The 21,746-nt window shown below is 64.2% G+C and carries 16 protein-coding genes and 1 riboswitch; of the genes, 7 read left to right on the top strand and 9 right to left on the bottom strand.

Annotated elements, in window-relative coordinates; all coding sequences use genetic code 11:
- The first annotated feature begins 370 nt into the window (after positions 1-370).
- Positions 371-1,975, top strand: coding sequence for a helicase HerA-like domain-containing protein (locus tag DMP11_RS03080; RefSeq protein ID WP_123185029.1), 1,605 nt, complete (start codon positions 371-373; stop codon positions 1,973-1,975).
- A gap of 493 nt (positions 1,976-2,468) precedes the next feature.
- Here the strand turns inward: DMP11_RS03080 and DMP11_RS03075 are convergent, their stop codons facing one another.
- Entirely contained in the window at positions 2,469-2,927 is a 459-nt protein-coding gene (locus DMP11_RS03075) for a cupin domain-containing protein (protein ID WP_123185028.1), read from the bottom strand.
- A gap of 260 nt (positions 2,928-3,187) precedes the next feature.
- Positions 3,188-3,298, top strand: a riboswitch (TPP riboswitch).
- A gap of 234 nt (positions 3,299-3,532) precedes the next feature.
- On the opposite strand from DMP11_RS03075, the gene DMP11_RS03070 reads away from it, so the two are divergent.
- The 4 genes from DMP11_RS03070 (at position 3,533) to DMP11_RS03055 (ending at position 7,366) form a co-directional block, all read left to right on the top strand.
- On the top strand, positions 3,533-3,835 hold the full coding sequence (locus DMP11_RS03070) for a thiamine-binding protein (RefSeq protein ID WP_123185027.1): 303 nt from the start codon (positions 3,533-3,535) through the stop codon (positions 3,833-3,835).
- 381 nt (positions 3,836-4,216) lie between these two features.
- Positions 4,217-4,984 (top strand): ABC transporter permease, encoded by a 768-nt coding sequence (locus DMP11_RS03065; protein WP_123185026.1) that lies wholly within the window; start codon positions 4,217-4,219, stop codon positions 4,982-4,984.
- A gap of 207 nt (positions 4,985-5,191) precedes the next feature.
- Positions 5,192-6,304 carry an ABC transporter substrate-binding protein gene (locus DMP11_RS03060; protein WP_211329062.1) on the top strand — a complete coding sequence of 371 codons (1,113 nt, stop codon included), beginning with the start codon at positions 5,192-5,194 and terminating at the stop codon, positions 6,302-6,304.
- Between the two features lie 324 nt (positions 6,305-6,628).
- Positions 6,629-7,366: an ABC transporter ATP-binding protein gene (locus tag DMP11_RS03055; protein ID WP_123185024.1), complete on the top strand. Its 738-nt coding sequence runs from the start codon at positions 6,629-6,631 to the stop codon at positions 7,364-7,366.
- Between the two features lie 385 nt (positions 7,367-7,751).
- Here the strand turns inward: DMP11_RS03055 and DMP11_RS03050 are convergent, their stop codons facing one another.
- The 4 genes from DMP11_RS03050 to DMP11_RS03035 form a co-directional block, all read right to left on the bottom strand.
- Positions 7,752-8,738, bottom strand: coding sequence for a CPBP family intramembrane glutamic endopeptidase (locus DMP11_RS03050; RefSeq protein WP_123185023.1), 987 nt, complete (start codon positions 8,736-8,738; stop codon positions 7,752-7,754).
- 179 nt (positions 8,739-8,917) lie between these two features.
- A complete protein-coding gene (nrfD, locus tag DMP11_RS03045; protein WP_123185022.1) occupies positions 8,918-10,078 on the bottom strand; it encodes an NrfD/PsrC family molybdoenzyme membrane anchor subunit in 1,161 nt (386 codons plus the stop codon).
- Between the two features lie 15 nt (positions 10,079-10,093).
- Complete coding sequence (locus DMP11_RS03040; RefSeq protein WP_123185021.1) at positions 10,094-10,711, bottom strand: 4Fe-4S dicluster domain-containing protein; 618 nt, start codon at positions 10,709-10,711, stop codon at positions 10,094-10,096.
- A 2-nt stretch (positions 10,712-10,713) separates the two neighbouring features.
- Positions 10,714-13,113, bottom strand: coding sequence for a molybdopterin-dependent oxidoreductase (locus DMP11_RS03035; protein ID WP_123185020.1), 2,400 nt, complete (start codon positions 13,111-13,113; stop codon positions 10,714-10,716).
- Positions 13,114-13,354: 241 nt separating this feature from the next.
- Here DMP11_RS03035 and DMP11_RS03030 point away from each other — a divergent pair, with 241 nt between their 5' ends.
- Positions 13,355-13,927, top strand: coding sequence for a TetR/AcrR family transcriptional regulator (locus tag DMP11_RS03030; protein ID WP_161555273.1), 573 nt, complete (start codon positions 13,355-13,357; stop codon positions 13,925-13,927).
- A gap of 28 nt (positions 13,928-13,955) precedes the next feature.
- Here DMP11_RS03030 and DMP11_RS03025 read toward each other — a convergent pair whose 3' ends face one another.
- From DMP11_RS03025 to DMP11_RS03010, 4 genes are all read right to left on the bottom strand, one after another.
- The gene (locus DMP11_RS03025) at positions 13,956-14,735 is read right to left on the bottom strand and encodes a hypothetical protein (RefSeq protein WP_123185018.1); all 780 of its coding nucleotides are present in this window, start codon (positions 14,733-14,735) and stop codon (positions 13,956-13,958) included.
- Position 14,736: 1 nt separating this feature from the next.
- The gene (locus DMP11_RS03020) at positions 14,737-15,495 is read right to left on the bottom strand and encodes a TorD/DmsD family molecular chaperone (RefSeq protein WP_123185017.1); all 759 of its coding nucleotides are present in this window, start codon (positions 15,493-15,495) and stop codon (positions 14,737-14,739) included.
- Between the two features lie 2 nt (positions 15,496-15,497).
- A complete protein-coding gene (locus tag DMP11_RS03015) occupies positions 15,498-16,517 on the bottom strand; it encodes a hypothetical protein (RefSeq protein WP_123185016.1) in 1,020 nt (339 codons plus the stop codon).
- Positions 16,518-16,782: 265 nt separating this feature from the next.
- On the bottom strand, positions 16,783-18,318 hold the full coding sequence (locus DMP11_RS03010) for a response regulator transcription factor (protein ID WP_123185015.1): 1,536 nt from the start codon (positions 18,316-18,318) through the stop codon (positions 16,783-16,785).
- A 277-nt stretch (positions 18,319-18,595) separates the two neighbouring features.
- On the opposite strand from DMP11_RS03010, the gene DMP11_RS03005 reads away from it, so the two are divergent.
- On the top strand, positions 18,596-21,745 hold the full coding sequence (locus DMP11_RS03005; protein WP_123185014.1) for a molybdopterin dinucleotide binding domain-containing protein: 3,150 nt from the start codon (positions 18,596-18,598) through the stop codon (positions 21,743-21,745).
- The last annotated feature ends 1 nt before the right edge of the window (position 21,746 follow it).

The following is a 21,746-nucleotide window of genomic DNA, read 5'->3' as shown; positions in this document are numbered from 1 at the left end:
GCCACTGGCGCTTTTCCGTCGTGCGGAACTCGCTTTGTTGGACCACCCCCGCCCTTCCCCCGCACGGCCGCGACGGGGCTCGTCCTGCCGGGCCATTTTCGTAGGGCCGAGATTCTATCTCGGCCTGAAGCCGCTGCCCCAAACGGGCGGTCCGTTTAGGCAGAGATAGAATCTCTGCCCTACGAATTCGACCTGCGACGGCGACCCCCTGGTGAGACGTTAGAAAGGAAGGAGGCAGGGGGCAATCCGAATGGCTCAGCGCGTCGGCGCGGGCAACGGATGGGGTGCAAAACGGTGCGGGTGGGGCGCGGTTGCCTATAGTGAGGGAAACGCCCCCGCGCTGGGCACCCTTCAACCGAGAGGACCTTCCATGTTGGACGGTGATCGCATCTTCGCCGCCAAGGGCGAAAACCCCTGCTACCTGCTGCTTGACAAGGCCAATCGCCACGGCCTGGTGGCCGGCGCCACCGGCACCGGCAAAACCGTCACCCTGAAAACGCTTGCGGAAGGCTTTTCCCAGGCAGGGGTGCCGGTTTTTCTGGCGGACGTGAAGGGCGACGTGACCGGCATGGCCCAGCCGGGCGAAGACACGCCGAAGCTGCAAGAGCGCATGGCCACGATGGGTATTTCCAACTGGACGCCCGCCGCGTGCCCGGTGCGGCTGTGGGACATGCTGGGCGGTCAGGGCATTCCGGTGCGCGTGACCGTTTCCGACATGGGGCCGGCGCTGTTGGGGCAACTGCTGGGGCTCACCGATGTGCAACAAGGGGTGCTGAACATCGTGTTCCGCATCGCCGACAGCAACGAAATGCTGCTCATCGACCTCAAAGACCTGCGGGCCATGCTGAACTTCGCCGCCGAACACGCCAAGGAATACGAGATGGAATACGGCCGCATGTCCAGCCAATCCATCGCTGCCATTTTGCGGGCGCTCATTGCGGTGGAGGATCAAGGGGGCGACGTGTTCTTCGGCGAACCGGACCTTGAACTGGGCGATTGGATGGCCTGCGATGAATCCGGCGCCGGCTACGTGAACATCTTGAACGCCGCGCGACTCATTTCCAGCCCGCAGATTTACGCCATGTTCCTGCTGTGGATGCTCTCCGAATTGTACGAAACCCTTCCCGAGGTGGGCGATTTGGAGAAGCCGAAGTTCGTGTTCTTCTTTGATGAAGCGCACCTGCTGTTCGACAGCTGCCCGAAGGAGCTGCAGGACAAGATTGTGCAGGTGGTGAAGCTGGTGCGCTCGAAGGGAGTGGGGCTGTACTTCATCACGCAGTCGCCTTCCGACATTCCTGACGAGGTGTTGGCGCAACTGTCCAACCGCATTCAGCACGGGCTGCGCGCTTACACGCCGGCGGAGCAGAAGGCGGTGAAGGCGGCTGCGGCGGCGTTCCGGGAGAACCCGGCGTTCGACAGCGCTCAAGCGCTGCTGGAGCTGGGCACCGGCGAGGCGCTGGTGTCGTTTCTGGACGAAGAGGGCAAGCCGGCGGTGGTGGAGCGGGCGCTGGTGGTGACGCCGGAGTGCAGCATGGGGGCGGCCGATGCCGCGGTGCTGCAGCAGGTGGTGCAGGCGCAGGCGCCGCTGATGGAGAAGTACGGCACGGCGGTTGATCGCGAGAGCGCCTACGAACTGATTGCCGGTCAGAAGGCCCAAGCGGAAGAGGCCGACGCCTTGGCCCAGGAGCGGGCCGCGCTGGAGGCTGAGCGGGCGGCGTTCGAGGAGCAGAAGGCTGCAGAAGAGGCGAAGGCCCAGAAAGCCGCCGAGAAGGAAGCGAAGGCGGTGGCCGCTGCGGCGGTAAAGGAGGCCGAGCGTCAGGCGAAGGCAGCGGAAAAGGCAGCCGAGCAGGAGGCCAAGGCCGCCCAGAAGCGGGCCGAGCAGGCGGCGAAAACCGTGAACTCGGTTATCGGCCAGATAGGGCGCGAAGCCAGCCGCCAACTCATCCGCGGTCTCTTCGGCGCCCTGAAGAAGTAGCTGGCTGTCCCTTGCTGTCCCTTGCCGGGCGTGGAGCCGCCAGATGCAGCAGCGCTGAACGCAACGTCGCTGGGTGTGGCGCCGCCGAGTGCAGCGTAGTGGGGCGTGACGCCGCCAAGTGCAGCATGACCGGAGTAGTGTCGCCAGCCGCGGTGTCGCCAGGCGCGGCGTGGTCGGCTGCGGCGTGGTCGGGCGAGGCGCCGCCAGGCGTGCTGCCGCCAGGCGCGGCGCCATGTTTGCCGTTGTGCTCACCCCGCCCCAACGCCGTCCCTGGCGGAACTAGGCCCCTAGTTCCGCCAGGGCCTGGAATCAAGGGGCGTCTTGCCGGGGCGCTGGCGGGAATAGCCGCCTAGTTCCGCCACGGCTCGGGATTCGGCGTGGTTTTGGCATCGCTTGGCAGAATTAGGCCCCTAGTTCCGCCAAAGCGCGTGGGGGGAGGGGCGCATGGACCCTTTTGGCAGGAATAGGCCCCTAGTTCCGCCACGGCTTGGGGTTAGGCCAGGGCGTTGTAGTCTTCGTCGCTCACCGGCTCCAGCCATTCGTTGGAACAGTCGGTGCCCGGCGCCTCGAAGGCCACGTGGCTCATCCAGCTGTCGCGGGCGGCGCCGTGCCAGTGCTTTACATCGGCAAGGATGAACACCACGGTGCCCGGCGTCAGCGGCTGCGCCTCTTTGCCCCACTCTTGGTACCAACCGCGGCCATCGGTGCACAGCAAAATTTGGCCACCGCCGGTGCTGGCGTGATGGATGTGCCAATTGTTGCGACAGCCGGGCTCGAAGGTCACGTTCGCGATGAACTGGGTGACTTGCGGATCGGTGAGGGGGTTCAAGAACGATTGGCCGCTGAAATATTGGGCGAAACCATCGTTGGGCTCGCCCAACCCGAACAGCGGGGCGAAGGCGGCGGAAGCGGCATCGACGGCGGGGGTTGCAACGGGGTTTTGCACGGACATGGCGGTTCCTTTCGACGGATTTTTCAACGAGTATAAATGGCTTCGCGTCCGCTGGCGAACGCTCTCGGCGGATGTTGCTCTAAGGAATGGCTCAGGTATTTCCTCATTTCCTTTGCTGGGTAGTGGGTGAGGGGGGCTGGCGTGGAGCGACCGACCTGTGAATCGCCGGTTGCGGCCGCCCTTTCCTCGCCGCCGGCCGTGGTCGGCGGGGCTGGTTGCGGGGGTGTTTCTTGACAGGGCCGGCGGCTTCCCCCACAATGAACGGCGCTACGGGGAGCCCGAATGGAAGGGCTGAGAGGCAGGTTTTTCCTGCGACCCGCGAACCTGATCTGGGTAATGCCAGCGTAGGAAGTGAAGCGTGATACCGGTTTACCGCTTTGAAGCCCCGCTTGCATTCCGCAGGTGGGGCTTTTGCTTTGGTGGGCCATAGGCGCTTGGTGCTGGCGGGGGCGAATTCGGAGGCGGATGAGCCTGCGGCTGGCGGAAGGCGTCCGGCACCTTGCCCGGCGCCTTGCCCGGCGCGAAGAGAAGCTCCTCCTTGCGCGGATCTGCGAGACCGTCTGGCGCGGCATGGTGTGCCAGCGCCCCGAACCGAAGGAGCAAACATGCAAGCAAGTGTGGCCATCCAGGTGCTGCCCGCCACGTTGGACGACAACGAGGTGGTGCGCATTGTGGACGAGGTGATCGACTACATCAAATCCACCGGGCTGTCCTATTACGTGGGGCCGTTCGAGACCACCATTGAAGGGGACGATTACGATCAGCTGATGGACGTGCTGAAAGAGTGCCAGCACGTGGCCATCCGTGCCGGCGCCCCGAAGGTGAGCGCCTACATCAAGGTGGAGTGGAAGCCGGAAGGGGAGATTCTCTCCATCGGCAAGAAGGTGACGAAGCACCACGCCGAGTAGGCGCCGGGGCCTGAGCCGAGGCTCGATTGGGGCTTGTAGCCCAGGCAGAGATAGAATCTCTGTCCTACGAAAGACGCGGCCACGGGGCTTCGGCGGCGCGGCGCCGGGGATGTGGCGCCGGGCATCTGTTTGGTGCTGGGGCGATTGCAGGTTCGCCTGCAAGTTGCGGTGGGTCAGCCGTGTAATGGGCCGGAGCCTGGGCGGATGGCCAATCGGAGCTTGTAGCCCAGGCAGAGATAGAGTCTCTGTCCTACGAAAGACGCGCACGCGGGTTTCGGCGGAGCTCGCCGTGGGCGCGGCCACGGGGCTTCGGCGGAGTGCGCCAGGGATGCGGATGCGGGCCTTTGGCCGATTGATACGGCTTCAAGTAAGGAATGCTGGATGAAGCGATTTGCGAAAAACTACCTGCCGGCCGCCGCGGCGGTGCTGGCGGTGCTGCTGCTGTGGCAGCTGCTGGCCACCAGCGGCGCCGTGCCCAGTTACATGCTGCCCAGTCCGGCCGACGTGCTGGCGGTTTTCCCTGCGGACACCCCGTTGCTGTTCAGCCACAGCCTGGTCACACTGCAAGAGGCGGCGCTGGGGCTGGCGGCCGGCGTGACGGCAGGTTTCGCCATCGCTGTGGTGATGGACGCCTTCGCCCTGCTGCGCCGCGCCATTTACCCGCTGCTGGTACTCAGCCAAACGGTGCCGGTGGTGGCCATCGCCCCGCTTTTGGTGCTGTGGCTGGGCTACGACATCGCCCCGAAAGTGGTGCTGGTGGCCCTGGTCACGTTTTTCCCCATTGCGGTGGGCTTGCTGCAGGGCTTCCAATCGGTTGACCCGGACGAAGTGGCCCTGATGCGCAGCATGGGGGCCAGCCGCTGGCAAATTTTTCGCTTCGTGAAGATACCCGGCGCGCTGCCGGAGTTCTTCTCGGGGCTGCGCATCGCCGTGGCCTATGCGGTGGTGGGCGCCGTGATCAGCGAATGGCTGGGCGGCTTCAACGGCCTGGGGGTGTACATGACCCGGGTGCAAAAGGCGTTTGCCTTCGACCGCATGTTCGCGGTGATATTTGTGATCTCCGCCCTCTCGCTGCTGCTAATGCTGCTGGTGGGGCTGGCGGAACGGAAATCGATGCCCTGGCGCCGTGGGCGTGGGGAGAAGGAATGAGGAAATGCCCTGAGGCGGACCAGGGCTGTTGTTCCAGGCGGCTCTTTGCGGGGCAGGCATTCTATGGCTGCCCGGGTTGTAAGGATATGCAGGACGTCTGCCTAGGCAGAGACAGAATCTCGGCCCTACGAAGATTTGGCAAGCCTCATTTGGTGGGGCGCATATTGGTTGTGAGCTAGTGAAACATAGAAAAGTAGGGAGCAATTAATGAAGAAACGTAGTTTTGGCCGGCGCGCAGGAGCGCTGGCGGCAGCAACGGTTATGGCAGCGCTGCTGGCCGTGGGTGTGTGCGGATGTGCCTCGCAGGGGGCGCCCGATGGGGAGGCCTCCGGCGAAGGCAGTGCTGCGGCCCCGATGGAGGATGCACCGGGCAACGGTGGCAGCAACGGGCAGTCGGCGGCCCCTGAGAAGATAACTTTTGTGCTGGACTGGACCCCCAACACCAACCACACCGGCCTGTACGTGGCCCAGGCGGAAGGCTACTTCGCCGAGCAGGGGCTGGAGGTGGAAATCGTGCAACCGGCCGACGGCACGGCCGAAGCGATGGTGGCCTCCGGTCGCGGCCAGTTCGGTGTCAGCTTCCAAGACACTATGGCGCCGGCGCTGGTGGGCGACGACGCCCTGCCCATTACGGCGGTGGCGGCCATTTTGCAACACAACACGTCCGGCATCGTCTCCCGTGCAGGCGAGGGGATGGACCGGCCGGCTGGGATGGCGGGTCACAAGTACGCCACGTGGGATTTGCCGGTGGAGCAGGCCACTATCGCCAAAGTGATGAGCGACGACGGGGGCGAATTCTCCCAGGTGCAGCTGGTGCCCTCCACGCCGACCGATGAGGTGTCGGCGCTGCAGTCCGGCAGCGTGGATGCCATCTGGGTGTTCGAGGGCTGGGGCAAGGCCGCCTGCGATGTGGCCGGCCTGCCGGTGGATTACTTCAACTTCGCCGACATCAGCCCGGTGTTCGATTACTACACGCCGGTGGTGATTGCCAACAACCAGTTTCTGCAGGAGCATCCGGAAACCGCGCGCAAGTTTTTGGCGGCGCTGGCGAAGGGCTACCAGTACGCCATCAGCAATCCTGACGGGGCGGCGGACATCTTGATGGAGCAGGTGCCGGAGTTGGCCGCCAACGCCGATTTGGTGCGGGCGTCGCAGCAGTTTCTGTCGAGGCAGTATCAGGCGGACGCGGCCCAGTGGGGCGTGATGGACGCCGGCCGTTGGAGCGCGTTTTACCAGTGGCTGCTGGACAACCAACTGATTGACGGCGCGCTGGACCCGGCGACTGGCTTCACCAACAAGTATTTGCCCGCGGAGGCCTAGCGGCCACGGGAATCGCTCGGCCGCCGAGGGTTTCCACGCGCATAGGGGAACCTCTCGGTTGCCGGGCACGGCCCTGCGGCCAGGCTGCCGGCGCGGTCCGACGGCCAGGCTGCCGCGGCGAACCTGCGGCCAGGTTGCTGGCGCGAATCCGCGGCCGGATCGCCGGCGCAGGTGCCGGAACGGACCTGTTGCTGCGCTGTCAGACAGGGCATCGTAGGGCAGAGATTCTATCTCTGCCTGGGTTCCAGCCGGGTCCGTGATTTCGGCAGGGGAAAACGCCCGCCCCCGCAAAGAGGCGAACCAAGACGAAAGGAGGCAACGGCCTTGCAAGAACATGAAACCGTGCTCGATGTGGAAGGGGTGGCCGTTGCCTTCGACGGACGCCCGGTGCTGCGGGGCGTGGGCCTGCAGCTGCGCCGCGGCGAGCTGGTGAGCCTGCTGGGGGCCAGCGGTGGCGGCAAAACCACCCTGTTCAACGTGATTGCGGGGCTGCTGCCGGCCGATGCCGGGCGCGTGCTGCTGCAAGGGCGCGACATCACCGGCCAATCGGGCCAGGTGAGTTACATGATGCAGAAAGACTTGCTGCTGGAAAGCATGCGGGTGGCTGACAACGTGGGGCTGCCGCTGCGGCTGCGGGGCGCCTCCAAAGCACAAGCGCGGGCCGAAGCCGAGGCGCTGCTGCCCCGGTTCGGCTTGGCGGATGCGGGCCAGCTGTGGCCGGCGCAACTGTCCGGCGGTATGCGCCAGCGGGCGGCCCTGGCCCGCACCTACCTGTTCTCCCGCGAGGTGATGCTGCTGGATGAGCCGTTCTCCGCGCTTGATGCCTTCACCAAAGCGGAGATGCACCAGTGGTTTGCCCAGGCGCGGCAGCAGCTGGGACTGTCGGTGCTGCTGGTAACCCACGACATCGACGAGGCGGTGCTGCTGTCCAACCGTGTGCTGGTGCTGCGAGACGGCGCAATTGCCGGCGAAGTGGCGGTGGCGCGTCCGGCGGCGGAGGATTTCTCCCTTACCGAGCAGTTCCTGGAAGCCAAGCGCGCCGTCAAGGCCCTGCTGGCCTAGCGCCCCGCTTTCTCCTGCCCGGATCTTCGTTCCCGCCCCGCGCCCTTCGCTTTCGCCCTCCTGCCCCCTGCCCGGACAAGCGGTGTAATCCGGACAGAAGGCCCCTGGAGAGCCCTCGTGCGCCCCGCCGTGTCCGGACAAGCGGGCTAATCCGGGCAGAAGGCGGTGAGGAGATGCCGATGGGGTCTGCCGTGGCCGGACAAGCGGGGTAATCCGGGCAGCAGGCCGCGCAGAGGGTATCATTTTCTCTTTCCTGGCCGGACAAGTGGGGTTATCCGGCCAGGAGGTTACGGGTTGGCGCCGGCGAGGGCTGTTTTGCCCGGACAAGCGGGGTTATTCGGGCAGGAGGCCGCGGGTGGCGCAAGGGGGGCGAGACCACGGCGGTCTAACCCTTCCGCACGCCGTCCGGCAGGCCGGCTTCGGGCATGCGCAGGGTGCCGGCCTTCTGGCGCCGATGCATGCTCCACAGCACGGCGACGGCCACCGCCAGCAGCGGCAGACCGCCCACGATGCCGGTTGCCAGAGGGCCCACAAAGGGGTTGCCGCCGGAAATGGAGCAAATGGTCACCAGGTTCACCGAGCCGTTCAGCGCCCCGTGGCCGATGGCGGCGGCGAAGGTGGAGCCAGTGCGGATGGTGACGAAGCTGAGAAATGCCGCCAGCACCACGCACCAAGCGCACATGGCAGCGATGCCGCCCCAGGGCGCCCCCGGGTAGCCGGTGCCGTAGTTGTGCCCCAGCGCCACGACAGGCGCGTGCCAAAGCCCCCAAACCACGCCGGTGATCACCACGGTGGGCACGATGGAAAACCGGCTGGCCACCTTGGGCAGCAGGTATCCGCGCCAGCCCCATTCTTCGCCGAAGGTGGTGAAGATGTTGAGGGCCGGGGCCACGGCGCAGGCGCCCAGCAGGCTGACGACCATCAGTGCCGGCGCGGCTGCGGCGGCCTGGAACTCCGCCAGCGCGGAGGGGTCGGTGCCCCCTGCAACGGCGGCGGCCATCTGGGCGTCCACGAAAGAGGAGAGGGCTGGGTCGAAATCGCCGGGGAACAGCAGGTAGTACAGGGCGCCGCCCGCCAGCACCAGCAGGATGGGGGCGAACCAGGCCACGGCGAACCACGGCAGCGACGTGCGCCACGGCCGCGGTTTCAGCACGCAGTTCTTAAATCCTTCCCGCGTGACCAGGCGGGTGAGCACCACCCCCAGGGCGGGGAAGAACATAGTGAGCGCCACGGCCACCATGTAGGCCAGTTGGGGCGATACGAACTCGCTGGCGTAGGGCACGGTGCCAGCAGCCAGGGGATACACCACCAAAAAGTCGTACAAATAGGTTATGGCGAAGGTAATGGCAATGAACACTAGGGCGCGTTTCACGGGAGTTCCTTTCTCGGGGGCTCCGCGGGCGGGCGAGAGCGCGGTGACTATAATTGTTCTATATCGCATAGAACAATTTATGTTATACCCCGAATAGAACAGAATGTCAACCGCGCGCAACGGCAACGAAAAAGGGAGCCCTGCATAGGGCTCCCTTTCGCGTAGCGGGTGTGGTTCCGTTACTTCTTCAGCAGCACCTGGGAAAGTGCGGTGAAGGCGCCCACGCCCAAGGCGAAAATGCCCACCGCGATCACCACCTCCGGCAGGGTGGGGGCATAGGTGCCCGCCAGCGCCCACATGTCGGCGGCGCCGCCCGCCTGGGCCGCGGTGGAGCCCAGGGTCACTCCGGGAGCTCCCGTGACGTTGAAGGCGCTGAAGCCGGTGAACATCAGCCAGCAGCGTTTGCAGAACACCCCCAGCACCACCAGCACCGAAGCAGCGCCTACCAGCTTCATGTTGGCGCGATTCTTCGCGAACACCAGTATGAGGAAGGGCACGGCCAGCCCGAAAACCACCTCGAACCAGAAGAAGGGGGCGGTGGAGCCGAACAGCAGCGTGTTCAGCACGGCTGCGCCTTCCTCGGTACCGTTGTAGGCGGTGGTGAGCAGTTCGCAGCCGATGAAGTAGCCGTCTATGGCTATGCAGGTGCACAGCAACCCGGCCAAGCTGGTGAACAGCGCTTGCGGCGTTTCAAACATGCCCTTGGCCTTCAGGCCGAACAGGGCCAGCAGCAAAAGCGCCAGGCCAGAATCGAGGGCCGATGCCACGAAGATGGGGGCGAGGATAGCGGTGTTCCATGCTTCCCGCGCAATCTCAAGGCCGAAAATCCAAGCGGTCACCGAGTGCACCAGGATGGCCACCGGCAACGCGAAGCGGGAAACCACCGCCACCTTGGCAGGGTTGGCCTTTTTCGAGGTCATGAAGTACAGGTACAGCAGGTTGATGACCAGGTAGCAGGCGATTACGATCATGTCCCAGGCCAGAGGCGACATGAAGTTCAGCCCGGTGAGCATGCGCCAGACGCGCTGGATGCCGCCCAGATCGATCAGCACGCACACGCCGGCGCAGCAGATGCACACCAGCGACAGGAGAACCGCCGGCAGCGCCACCGCCTTGTATTTCTTGATGCCGAAAATGGAGGCCGAGCTGGCTACGATCAAGCCGCCGGCGGAAAGCCCCACGAAGAACATGAAGCAGGTGAGGTACAGCCCCCAACTGGTGGAATTATTCATGCCGGTGACGCCCAGGCCCATCGCCAGCTGGTAGGCGTAGGTGCCAAGCCCGGCCAGCACAAGCACTCCGGAAACAAGCACCAGCGGGTTTTTCAATACAGAAGCCATGACTTGCATCCTTTCTTACGAAACGTAGAACACGGCGGGGCGGGTGCCCTTCGATTCCAGCAGCCGCTGGGCGCTTTCGCTGCGCTCCAACTGCGAAATCTCCGAATCGGGGTCATCCAGATCGCCGAACACGCGGGCGTCAGTGGGACAGCAGTGCACGCACATGGGCTCATCGCCGGTATCGGTGCGCTCTTTGCACAGGGTGCATTTCTCCATCATGCCCTTTTCACGCGTCGGCACGCGGCCATCACCCCAGTTGGCGCCGGTGCTGCGCACGGGGTCGTTCCAGTTGAACACGCGCGCGTTGTAGGGGCAGGCGGCCATGCACATGCGGCAGCCGATGCACTTCTGGTAATCAATCTGCACGCGCCCCTTCTCGTCGGTGTAGGTGGCGCCGGTGGGGCACACCCGCTGGCACGCGGCGTTGCTGCAATGCTGGCAGGCCAGGGGCACATAGGTGCGGGTGAGGTGGGGGTACGTGCCTTCGGCGCCGTCGAACAGCTCGCAGTTTTCCGTCAGCACCCGGTTCCACAGCATGCCGTCCGGCACGTTGTTCTGCATTTTGCAAGCCAAGGCGCAGGTGTTGCAGCCGATGCAGCGGTGCAAATCGATGCCAATTGCCAGTTTCGTCATGGCTATTCACCAACCTTCTTGATCTCGATCAGGGTGTCATTGAAGGGAATCATGGGGCCGAAGGGCAGTACGTAGCCGCGCTCGTTCAACTGGTCGTTGGACACCGCTTGCATGATGGTGTCGTCCAGGTACTGGCGGTAGGTGCTCTCGGCCATGAAAGCGCTTTCCGGCCGCACCGCCTCGTTCAGCCGCAGCACTGTGCGGAAAGAACCGCGGTCGTTGAATACCTCTACCGCATCGCCGTCGGCCAGGCCGCGGGCAAGGGCGTCGGCCGGATTCAGCTCGATGTGGGGCTCGGCTACTTCCTGAATCCACTTGGCGCCGGAGTAGGCGGAATGCACGCGGAAGCGGGAGCGAGCCTGGTTGAACTGCAGCGGGTACTTTTCCCGCAGCGGGTTTTCCGGGTAGGCTTCGCAGGGGCTCTCCCAGGCGGGGAAGGCCTGGCCGAACTCCAGCAGCGCCTCGTAGTAGGGCTCTTGCTTGCCCGAGGCGGTGGCGTAGTTGAAGCCCACTTCCGGCACTATGAGGTCTTCCGAACCGATGAGGCGCAGGGCGCCGCCGGCTTCCTGCAGCTTCTCCAAAGTGAACCCGGCCACTTGCGGGTCATCGGTGGTCAAAATGGCGCGGGCGTATTCTTCGCCGTTGGCGGGGAACAGGTTGCCCAGCCCCATGACCTCGGCGATACCCTTCTCGATGTAGAAGTCCGATTTGCTCTCGAACAACGGGTCCAGCACCTTGAGGTTGGCCAGGATATGGGCGTTCGCGCACTTGATGCCGCCCACGGAGTCGGCGCATTCGAACTTGCTGCACACCGGCAGCACCAAATCCACAAAGTCGGTCACCGAGCTGTGGTAGATGTCGGCCAGGCACACGAAGTCCAGCGAATCCAGCCACTCCAGCGTCTTGTTCCAGTTGGCGGCCTTTTGGGTGGGGATGTCGCCGAAGAACATGGCGCCGTGCACGCTGTTGCCCTTCACCATGTCGTAGAAACCCTGCGGGCTGGGGGCGGGCGCCATGCCCTCCGGCAGGGCCCAACCGCCCAGATGGGCCTCGTAGGGGGTGACGTGGTAGCCGTAGATGCCGCAGCCGGTGCCCCGCTTGCCGTAGTTGCCCGTCAGCGACGCGATGAGCGCATAGCAGTGGCCCGCCACGTCGTTGTTGCCGAACTTATCGATGCCGCCCACGCCGTTGTCGATGATGGACGGCCCCTTCGCATACTGCGTGGCCACGTCTGCCACTAGGCTGGCGGGGATGTCGCAAGTTTCAGCGGTCCAGTCCAGGGTGTAGGGCTCCATGTCTTCGCGCAACCGCGTGAACTGGGTAACGTAGCGCTTGCCGTTAACGGTGAACTCGCCCTCCAGCGCCGGTGTTGCGCCTTCGGTGCCCTGCGGCACGGCAGCGCCGGTGGCCTCGTCCCACACGTAGAAGGTTTTAAGCTCCACGGGTTCGCCGGTTTCGGGGTTGGTGCCCGGGGTCACGTCCGCCAGGCAGGCCCCGGTTTCGGAGTCAATGAGCAGCGGGAAGGAGGTGTGGGCCGTCACATGCTCGCGGTCGAACAGGTCTTGGTCCAGGATGTACTTGGTCATGCCTAAGAAGAAGGCCGGGTCGGTGCCGGCGCGCAGGTTCACCCATTGGTCGGCTTTGCCGGCGGTGGGGCTGAAACGGGGGTCGAGGCAGATGAACTTCGTGCCCGCCTTCTGCGCATCCAGCATGCCGCGCGACCAGGTGAGGCTGGTCTCCACCAGATTGGTGTTGGCCAGAATGACCACGGCCGCCTCGGGCCATTCCCAAATTGTGTTCTGGGCGAACATGCCAATCCAGGGGGAGAAGGCCATAATCTGGCCGTTGCCCTGCCCCATGTCGTAGCCGTTCATGCCGCCCGCTTGCGCCCCCAGCACGCTGGCCAGCAGCGGGGGGAAGCGCTGCGACGCTTCGGTGGAAAACTGAATCCACAGGGCCTCTTTGCCGTATTTGTCTTGGATGGCCTTGAAGTTCTCGGCGATGGTTTGGAAGGCCTCGTCCCAGCTGATGGCCTCGAACTGGCCGCTGCCCCGCTCGCCGGTGCGCTTCATGGGGCGCTGCAGCCGCGCCTCGCCGTAGATGTTCTCCACTTCCGAAATGCCTTTCAGGCAGATGTTCTGGAAGCGATGGTCTTCGTTGGGGCGGGGCTGCACCATGGCCAGCCGGCCGTCGCGCACGGTACATTCCAGCATGCAATTGCACAGACAGTGCTCGTTGTGGTAGGTGTAACCCTTGGCCTCCCCGGCGCCCGACTGCGCTTCAGCCGGTCCTGCGGCCAGGTTCGCTCCAATGGCCCCCGCAGCCCCCAGGGCCCCCAAAGCCCCGGCGGTTTTAAGGAAGCTGCGGCGACTGAGGGCGGTCCCCTTCATGGCGTTCTCCATGGTTTCCTCCTGCTCTCTCCCGGCTTTCGGAACGTCCTTTCCCCGAAAGCCTTTTATGAGCGCAGTGTATGAAGCGCGGCCGCTGAAAGCACTGCCCAAAACGGAAGGCGAGGTGCTTATGCCACACTTCTGAAAATGTGGTAATTAGCGCGCTGGCAGGGGCTTTTGAAGTTGTGGTACCGTGGAGGGGCGCCGCGGGCCTTGTGGGTTGCGGCAGCCCGACCGGAAAAGAGGGGGCTTTGTGGTTAACGACAACGATTTGCGGGTGAAGCGCACGCGGCAGCTGCTGCGCCAGGCGTTTTGCCAGTTGGTGGCCGAGGGGGACATCAACCGCATCACGGTAAAGGCCCTCACCGAGCGGGCGGGGGTCAATCGCAAGACGTTCTATTTGCATTACGAGACCATCGATGATTTCTACGACGAGATAATGACCGAAATCATGGACGATTTCTTCGAGAACCACGAGACCACCCCCAACGAGCCGAAGGACCTCGACGGCCATGCGCGGCGGTTCTTCCTGTTCATGGCGGGGCAGCCGCCCTACATTGAGAAGCTGGTGTGCTCGCCCGAGTACTACGACTTCGGCGAGCGCATTTACCGCAGTCAGATGCACCGCTACCGCTCGGTGGGGGGCGACCCGTTCGGCTGGATGCCACCGGAGGAAGAAGAGGGGCTGGTGTTGCCGTTCATTCGCAACACGGCGCTGGATTTCTATCGCTCGTGGGTGGGGGAAGGGAAGAAGGTGGCGCCCCAGCGCGCGGCGGACATTTTGGCCGAGCTCACCTGCAACGGAGCCGGCCGTCTCATGCGCTAAGAGGGCCGGCCCCGTTGCAGGTGTGAAGCTAGGGGAGGGGGAGCACCAGGCCTTCGCCGGAGGGTTTTACGAATTCGGCTGTGGTGATGGACAGGCCAGGGGCAAGCGCGGGCTTCGCGGGAAGGGGGGCCTGACCTGCGGATTCGCCAGCGGCATCTGCGGGGGCGCAACCGTTGCCGGCATCCCCCGCATCGCCGCCTGCTTCGCCTAACGCTTCCTCTTCGGCTGCCTTGGCGGCGGTCTCCCATGCGGCCCAGGCTTCGGCCTCGGCGGCGCGGGTGGCGGCCAGGGCCTCCACCTCGGTGCGGCTGGGCAGGTACACCGCCAGCTGCTCTTCTCCCTCGGCGAACGCTTGCACCTCTGGGCTGTTCGCCAGCGCGCGCACCGCATCTACCAGCGCTAACGCATCCGGAATGTACTCGTTGCCCGCCGCATCGGCGTCCAACCGGATGCGCAGCTGGTAGGGGGCAAGCTGCAGCTTCAGCCACACATGGTGGATGTCCCCCTCGTAGTGCTGATAGCGCTTCTCGTTGCAGCCCCGCAGCACATCGGCCACCGAGTGCAGCTTGTTCGCCAGCGCCGGGCGCGCCACCACCTCCCAGTTCTTTTGCTGGGCGGCATCGGCGGCGTTCCAATAAGGCCGGCCGGTGCATTTCATGCGCAGCAGCACCCCCAGCTCTTGGGTGAGGGAAGGCTTCATGTCCACCGGCGCGGTGAAGCTCCACAGGCGGCTGGCCAACCCCTGGCCTTCGGGGGTGAAGCGGGCGGGGTCGGCCTCCATGGTGATGTAGAAGGTGGGTTTGTACATGCTACGCCTCCTTTGCGTGTCGGGTTTCCTGGGCGGCCTCGTTGGTCGTGTCGGCCCCATCGTCCGCCGCCCTGTCATCCTCTTCCGCCCCTACCAGCTCGCGCAGCAGTGCGGCGTCTTCCCGCAGAAAAGCCTCCGTCAGCTGGGCGAATGCCGGATAAAAGGGCAGCTGGGCGTACTTCGGCACGTCGGCGGCCCACTCCAAGGCCCAGTTCAAAACGTGGTCGTGCATGAAATTGCCCTGGGTGAGCAGGCACGCTTCGGCGGCGGCTTCGTCGCCCGCTTCCAGCGCCTCTTGGGAGCGCTTGGCCAGGGCGCACAGGAACAGCAGCTCCAGCGCCAGGTGATCCTCGCCTTCGTTGTAGGGGTTGTTCAGCGTCTGCTCCAACCCTTCGGCGCGGTAGATGGCCAGCACCTCGTCGCGGGCCTCTTGCATCAGCAGCCCCTTTTCGGAGGTGTACACGCTTTCAAAGGGGAAGGCGGCGCGGGATTCCATGGTGCCCACCCCCAAAAAGGTGCGGGCGTAGTCCACCGCCAGGTCATCGATGATCGATTCCGCCGGCCGCCGCAGATAGGCGTACAGCTGCCGGTAGGCGCTGTCGGTGGCGGCGCTGCCGGTGCCTTGGGGGAAGTGCATGGAGCGCAGCTGCCGGATGAACTCATCGTCCGCTTCGGCCACAAAAGCGCGGGAAAGCATGTTGTACATGTGGGCGCGGGTGCCCATCAGCTGGGCCAATTCCTCAAGTGCGATGTTTTCCATGGCTATTGCGCCTGCCTTTCTGCCAGAATTTCCAATCCCATCTCGGTGGGCGTCCAGTTCTTGCGCCACGCCAGCGCGCCAATCTGCTCCAGCCGGTCCACCACGTAACTGGGGTAATAGGTGGAAGGCCCGAAGCGGGGATCGTCGGCGTAGTGCTGCACGATGGCGGTGATGTTGCGGGGCTCTTCGGCACAGTAGGCGATGATGTCGTAGAAGGCGTCGTCGATTTCCGGGTGCTGCGCCACGGCGGCGCGGAATTCTTTGCGCGGGTCGATGGAGTCCAGGTAGGCCAGCCCCTCGTCGGTGGTGAGCCAGGCGCCCTCCGCCTCGTCCTCGATTACCAGGTAGCCCTCCTGGTCGTAGACGGAACCGCTCAGCAGCTCTTCTTCCTCGGCCGCTTCTGCCGCCTCTTGCTCCAGTTGCTGCAGCTCCTCTTCCAAAAACTCGTCGGCGTCTTCCAGGAAATCGTCCTCATCGGGCGCCGTTTCCAGCTGCGGCTCCTCCGGCGCGGCGGCCTCATCCTCCCATTCCAGCACGTTCACCAGGGCGCCGGCGTTCACCAGCATCTTGCGCAGGGCGATGGGGGAGTACACGCAGCTGCAGAACTCATAGCAGGGCTCAAGGGCCGCGTCCACCGTTGGCGTTTCCGACCCCTCGCGGCAGGTTTCCAGGATGGTGGCCAGAAACTGCCGGTAGGGCTTCATTTTCGCGAACAGCGCGGGGATGGCCTCGTGGGGCGGCAGCGGCGCGGCCTCGGTGGGCTGCAACAGCGCTGCGTAGGCGCCCACCCCGCTGCCGGGGTTTATCATGCGGTCTTCCAGTTCGTCGGGGCAATAATCAAACCCGTCTTGAGCCGTGGGCGGCGTCCAGGTGCGCGGCGGTTCGGGCGCGTTCAGCACCGCCTGCGCCTCCTCGGGGGAAATGCCCCCTTCCGTAAACGATTTCAGCGCCAGGCGCCCCAGTTCCTGCTGCTGGGCCTCGGCGCCGTCGTGCGCCGCGGCAAACCCCATCTCCTCAGCCATGGAAACCTCCTCTTCTGGCCCGCCGCTCCAAGGCGGGCGCGTTTTCCGTGGAACGCTTCCGAATATAGGGAAAGGGGGACGGCCGCAAAACCTGCGCATCGTGTGAAATATGGGAAATCGGCCTGGCTCCGAACTGCCGCCGCCTCATCACCAGCGGGTGAACTGTGTGAACTACCAGGGAAAACGCAGGATGAGACATGAGACGGATGAGGCAAAGGATGAGTCATTAGGGTTGTCCCTTTGTCTCATGGATGCGTCTTGGCCGCTATTCGGGGCGGTTGTAGCTCTCCAGTACCTCGCGCTTGGTGGCTTCCACTAAGGCGATCAGCTCTTGCTGCGAGTGCACTCCCAGCTTCGCGTAAATGTTGCGGATGTGGGTTTTGGCGGTGTTCACCGACACCAGCAGCGTTTTGCGCACGCTTTCGGCGTTGTGGCCGCGGGCGATGAGCCCCAGGATGGTGCCTTCGGTGGCGGTGAGGTTGGCTTCGGCGGCAATTTGGTCCAGCGCATCGCGGAAGGGGGAGCGAATCACCTGCTCGGGTGCTTCGGCCGCCGCGCTGGGGGCCAGCGAATCAGGGGCGTCGCCGAAAATGAACAGGGTGATAAGGGCGGCGAACAGCCCGATGAGACACAGCGCCATCGCGGTGGGAACTATTTCCGATAACGTGGGCAGCAGGTTGATCACCCCGGCCACAAACGAACCGGTGGCGGTGCAGGCGCGGGCCAGCAGGAAGCGGCGGTAGTCCACGGTCCCCTGCTTGCAGAACAGGTAAGCGGGGAACAGCACTGCGAAATCCAGGCATTTGCGGGTGCAGGAGCCGATGGTGAACATGATGCTGCTGCTGAGCCCCGCCATTACTCCGAAGGCTCCCAGGCAGGCCAGCGCCACCATTACCGAAAAGAAGATGAACACGGTTTTGCGGGTGTGCTGCAGGTACGAGAACCCGAAAAGCACCAGGCCGGTGGCCAGGTTCGCCACCAAACAGCCCACTTGCCGCAGCGGCAGGTAGCCGCCGCTTTCGCCGCCGCCTTCCGTTTGAAAGACATTCAGCGACACCAAAAGCGGAATGAACAACAGCGCCACGAAGATGGCCGCCAGCACGATGCGGTCGTTGCGCAGGGTGGGAAAGGGGGATGTGCTGCGCTGCGGCCCCGTTGCCTCCAGGGCGTGGTTTTCGCTGGCGGTGAACACTTGCATCAAAAACGGCAGGCTGGCCAGGGGCAGCAGCGCCAGCACCAAGGTGCCCGGCCCTTTTTGCAGCGCGATGATCAGCAGCTGGAACACCGACCGCAGCATCAGCGCCACTGCCACCGTGATCAGCACATTGCGGATGCCGTACACCATGATGCGGTCGAACCATATGAGCAGGAAAATGTAGCCGGCCACCGTGGTAAGGGCGAACCCCAGCGCTTCGGTGCCGGGCGCGTGCCCCACGAACAGTTGCTCTTGGTAGTACATTCCCAGTCCCAGCGCGAACACGATGCCCGTGACGATGGCGAAGCTGCGGTTGTCGAACAGGAAGGTGCGCCGTTGCCGCGCGGCCAGGGCGATGCACACGAACAGGGCCACAATGGTGAAGGCCCGGTACAGCACCATGAGGTCGTTGCCGGCAGCGGCCGTGGGCGCTTCGAAGAAGCGGATGAATTCGCCAGCGCAGCCTTCCAGCGCCAGGCCGATAGCCGCGATCCAGAAGCAGTCGTAGGGGACGGTGAACCGGCGTCTACGAATGGCGCCGCCGGGTTTCGGTTCGGCTGCGGCCTTTTCCGGCGCCGGTGCCGTAACGTTGCCAATGCTGTTCATGGTGCCAGACCCCCTCCGTCTTTTCCCGTTGCTTCGCCGGGCAATATGCCCATCTGCGCTGGTCATCCATGATATCAGAAGCCCCTTGGCGGGTGTTTCGTCCCGCTACGGTCCTCATCAGGTGAAACGCGATTTCATACGCTGCGGGTGAGGGATTTCGAGGCGTTTTTGCCGCTTCATCCGCGGGGCATGTTGAAGATGAACCGTTCCGCTGCATAGCATTTTCGCCAGTTCCGGAAAGCCGGAGCGAAAGAGAAGAAAAGAAAGAGGAGGGTATATGTCAAAGGCGAAAACTTTGAACCTCTCGCGCCGCAGCTTCTTGAAGGTGTCGGCCATGGCCGCTGCCGCGGCCGCCGTTGCCAGCACCGTGGTGCCGAAGGCCTACGGCGATGTGCGCACGGTGAATCCCGGTGACTTGGTGAAGGCCGACGGCGACACCAAGGTGGTGCGCACCGCCTGCCGCGGCTGCGGCAAGTTCGAGTGCGGCGTGTTCGTGACCGTGGTGAACGGCCGCGCCGTGAAGGTGGTGGGCGATGACAGCTATTCCGGCTCGATGGGCAACTGCTGCGCCAAGAGCCAGGCATCGCTGCAGGCGGCCTATCACCCGGCGCGCCTGAAGTACCCCATGATGCGCACCAACCCCAAGGGCGAAAACCCCGGCTGGAAGCGCATCACCTGGGACGAAGCACTGGCCACCATCGATGAGAAGATGTCGGAAATCGAAGAGAAGTACGGCCCCTCCGCCAACTGCTTCTTCGGCGGCACCTCCCGCATTTACGCCATGGGCTTTTCGGCGCTGCAGACGCTGTACAACTCCCAGATGTCCATCACCCCTGGCCAGGTGTGCAAAGGCCCCCGTACCACCCTTACCCGCAACACCTCCATTGCTGAGATGAACTTCTGCGAAAATTCTTGGCGGCCCAACTTGTGGATTCAGTGGGGCAGCGGCATCGAGGTGTCCAACTACGACGACGCCGGTCGCGTGGCGGTGGACAACGCCTCCCACGCCGACTGCTACATCAACATCGATGCCCGCATGTCCAATTTGGCCAAAGAGGCCTCCAGCCGGCCCGGCAGCTTCTTCATGGCGCCGCGCCCCGCAACCGACGGCGCCATCGCCCTGTGCTGGATCAAGATGATCATCGACCGGGAGCTGTACGACTCCTGGTACGTGAAGCGCTGGACCGACTGCGCTTTCCTGGTGGCCGAGGAAATGGGCCCCACTCCGCTTTCGGTTTCCAGTGGCGCGGGCTTGCAGGGCACTGCCGGGTCCGGCGCAACTGCGGCCAAGGGCGACACCGTGCTGCTGAAGGAGTCGGACGTGGACCCCGCCATGCTGCCCTGGACGGTGGAGGGCGACGGCGATCCGAAGCGCTTCATCGTATGGGATGCCGCCAACGACCGCTTCACTTATCTGGATTCCACTACGGGCCTGTGGGAGGGGGAGCGCCCCTTCAAGATGGGCTACGTGGCCGGATCGGAGTGGTACATGCAGGCGGCCAAGTGGAACAAGTTCTTCGAAGAGCAGCCGGAGAGCCTGTGGGAGAAGTACGAATGGGAGGAAGTCAAAGGCAACTACGTGGTGTCCGCCCGCGACGACCTTACCGCGTTTTTGCCGGACCAGGACGCTATGCCCACGGTTGAGGGCATGGAATACGCCACCGACCCCTCGCTCTATTCGGCCGACATTCCGGAAATCAAGCTGAAGGACGGCCGCACCATCAAGGTGGAAACGGTGTTCGAGCGCCTCTACGCTAATGCCGAGGAATGGACCCCTGCCAAGGCGGCTGAAACCACCGGCATCAAAGAAGAGCTGTTCACCGAGGTGTTCGACGCCGCCTTCGCCAAGCGCTACGATCCGCTTTCCGGAGTGTACCAGGGCTCCATTAACTACGCGGTGACCCATGAGCACACCGGCAATGCCATGAAGGTGCTGCAGTGCATTGAGGTGCTGGACGTCTTGCGCGGCGTGATGGACACCCCCGGCGGCCACCGCTCCGCCACCAAGGCGGCTTCGGTGAATGTGGACCAGTCCACCAACATCATCGGCCAGTACCTGCGCACTGGCGACGCCAAGGCCGATGCCAGCCGCCAGATGAAATACTACGACAGCACCCACTTGGCCATGAAGGGCGACGCCGACGCCACTGCTTGCTTCCATTCCATCGCCAACGGCATCCCCTTCCAAACCCATGGCGCCATGGCGGAAGCGGGGCAGGTGCTGAACCAGTCCAACATCTTGGAAGCCTACGAGGCCATGAAGAACCTGGACTTCTTCTGCGACGCCAACCTGTGGGAAGACCCCATTTCCTCGCTGGCGGACATCTTGCTGCCGGAGCAGCACTGGATGGAAATCCCCTTCGCCACCCGCTGCACCCAGGGTTCCAACGGCTTCTACGGCGCCCACATCAACTGCATCAAGCCGCTGGGAGAAACCCGCTTCGGCAACGACTGGATCTGCGAGTTGTACAAGGTGCACGGCACTCCCTTCTGGAACCGTACCGACGGCGGCGACCCGTGGGAGTGGGAGGATTACCTGATGAACCGCGCGGTGCAGTCTACCGGCATGACTTGGCAGGAGTTTGTGGCCGAGTTCCTGGAGAACGGCTGGATTGACGCCCGCAAGGCCAACCCCAACGGCTGGGGCTGCTACCGTCGCTTCCAAACTGGTTGGATGAACCTGGGCAAGCCCGGCTACAACACCAACACTACGCGTCATGAGGTGTGGTGCATCAACCTGGAAACCAAGATGCGCCACAACGTGGAGCAGTGCACCGGCCAGGAGTACGGCACCAAGTACGCACTGCCCTACTACACCGAGCCGAAATCGTCCCCCAACGGCGGTGGCGGGTATGTGGAGGTGCAGGGCAACAACCCCGACAACCCCAATGCCGAGAAGATCAAGGGCTACACCTTCGAAAAATACCCCTTCATCCTGTCCACCGGCCGTCGCATCCCGGTGTACTTCCACAGCGAACACCGCCAGCTGCCCTGGTGCCGCGAGGTGTGGCCGGTGCCGCGCCTGGAGGTGAACCCGGCCGACGCCGAGAAGCTGGGGCTGGAGCAAGGCGACTGGGCCTGGATCGAAACTCCCTTCGGCAAGATTCGCCAGTGCGTGGAGATTGCCCCCAACGTGGGAGAGGGGCGCATGAACGCCGAGCACAGCTGGTGGTTCCCCGAGCTTGACCAGCCGGGCCACGGCTTCGAGTTGTGCGGCTGCAACTGCCTGGTGGACTCGTGGTCGCAGTGCGAGGGCTACGGCGCGCCCCAGCTGCGCGGCTATCTGGCCAACGTGTACAAGGCCACGCCCGAGAACAGCCCGTTCGGCAACCCCGTTCCCTGCGGCGTTGACGGCACCGAGATCATCACCTCTGCCAGCGACCCGCGCCTGAAGGCTTGGGAGCGCACTTACGAAGGAAGGGACTAAC

The sequence above is a fragment of the Parvibacter caecicola genome (genome assembly GCF_003725335.1).
Taxonomy (GTDB): domain Bacteria; phylum Actinomycetota; class Coriobacteriia; order Coriobacteriales; family Eggerthellaceae; genus Parvibacter; species Parvibacter caecicola.
The sequence above is the reverse complement of the archived record's forward strand: the minus strand, read 5'-3'. Positions and strand labels throughout refer to the sequence as shown.

Bases quoted from the DNA above. Each gene is read 5' to 3' on its own strand.
- DMP11_RS03015 (WP_123185016.1), bottom strand. From the start codon at position 16,517: ATGGCTGAGGAGATGGGGTTTGCCGCGGCGCACGACGGCGCCGAGGCC.
- DMP11_RS03005 (WP_123185014.1), top strand. From the start codon at position 18,596: ATGTCAAAGGCGAAAACTTTGAACCTCTCGCGCCGCAGCTTCTTGAAG.
- DMP11_RS03065 (WP_123185026.1), top strand. From the start codon at position 4,217: ATGAAGCGATTTGCGAAAAACTACCTGCCGGCCGCCGCGGCGGTGCTG.
- nrfD (WP_123185022.1), bottom strand. From the start codon at position 10,078: ATGGCTTCTGTATTGAAAAACCCGCTGGTGCTTGTTTCCGGAGTGCTT.
- DMP11_RS03075 (WP_123185028.1), bottom strand. From the start codon at position 2,927: ATGTCCGTGCAAAACCCCGTTGCAACCCCCGCCGTCGATGCCGCTTCC.
- DMP11_RS03035 (WP_123185020.1), bottom strand. From the start codon at position 13,113: ATGGAGAACGCCATGAAGGGGACCGCCCTCAGTCGCCGCAGCTTCCTT.
- DMP11_RS03010 (WP_123185015.1), bottom strand. From the start codon at position 18,318: ATGAACAGCATTGGCAACGTTACGGCACCGGCGCCGGAAAAGGCCGCA.
- DMP11_RS03025 (WP_123185018.1), bottom strand. From the start codon at position 14,735: ATGTACAAACCCACCTTCTACATCACCATGGAGGCCGACCCCGCCCGC.
- DMP11_RS03080 (WP_123185029.1), top strand. From the start codon at position 371: ATGTTGGACGGTGATCGCATCTTCGCCGCCAAGGGCGAAAACCCCTGC.
- DMP11_RS03060 (WP_211329062.1), top strand. From the start codon at position 5,192: ATGAAGAAACGTAGTTTTGGCCGGCGCGCAGGAGCGCTGGCGGCAGCA.
- DMP11_RS03020 (WP_123185017.1), bottom strand. From the start codon at position 15,495: ATGGAAAACATCGCACTTGAGGAATTGGCCCAGCTGATGGGCACCCGC.
- DMP11_RS03040 (WP_123185021.1), bottom strand. From the start codon at position 10,711: ATGACGAAACTGGCAATTGGCATCGATTTGCACCGCTGCATCGGCTGC.
- DMP11_RS03070 (WP_123185027.1), top strand. From the start codon at position 3,533: ATGCAAGCAAGTGTGGCCATCCAGGTGCTGCCCGCCACGTTGGACGAC.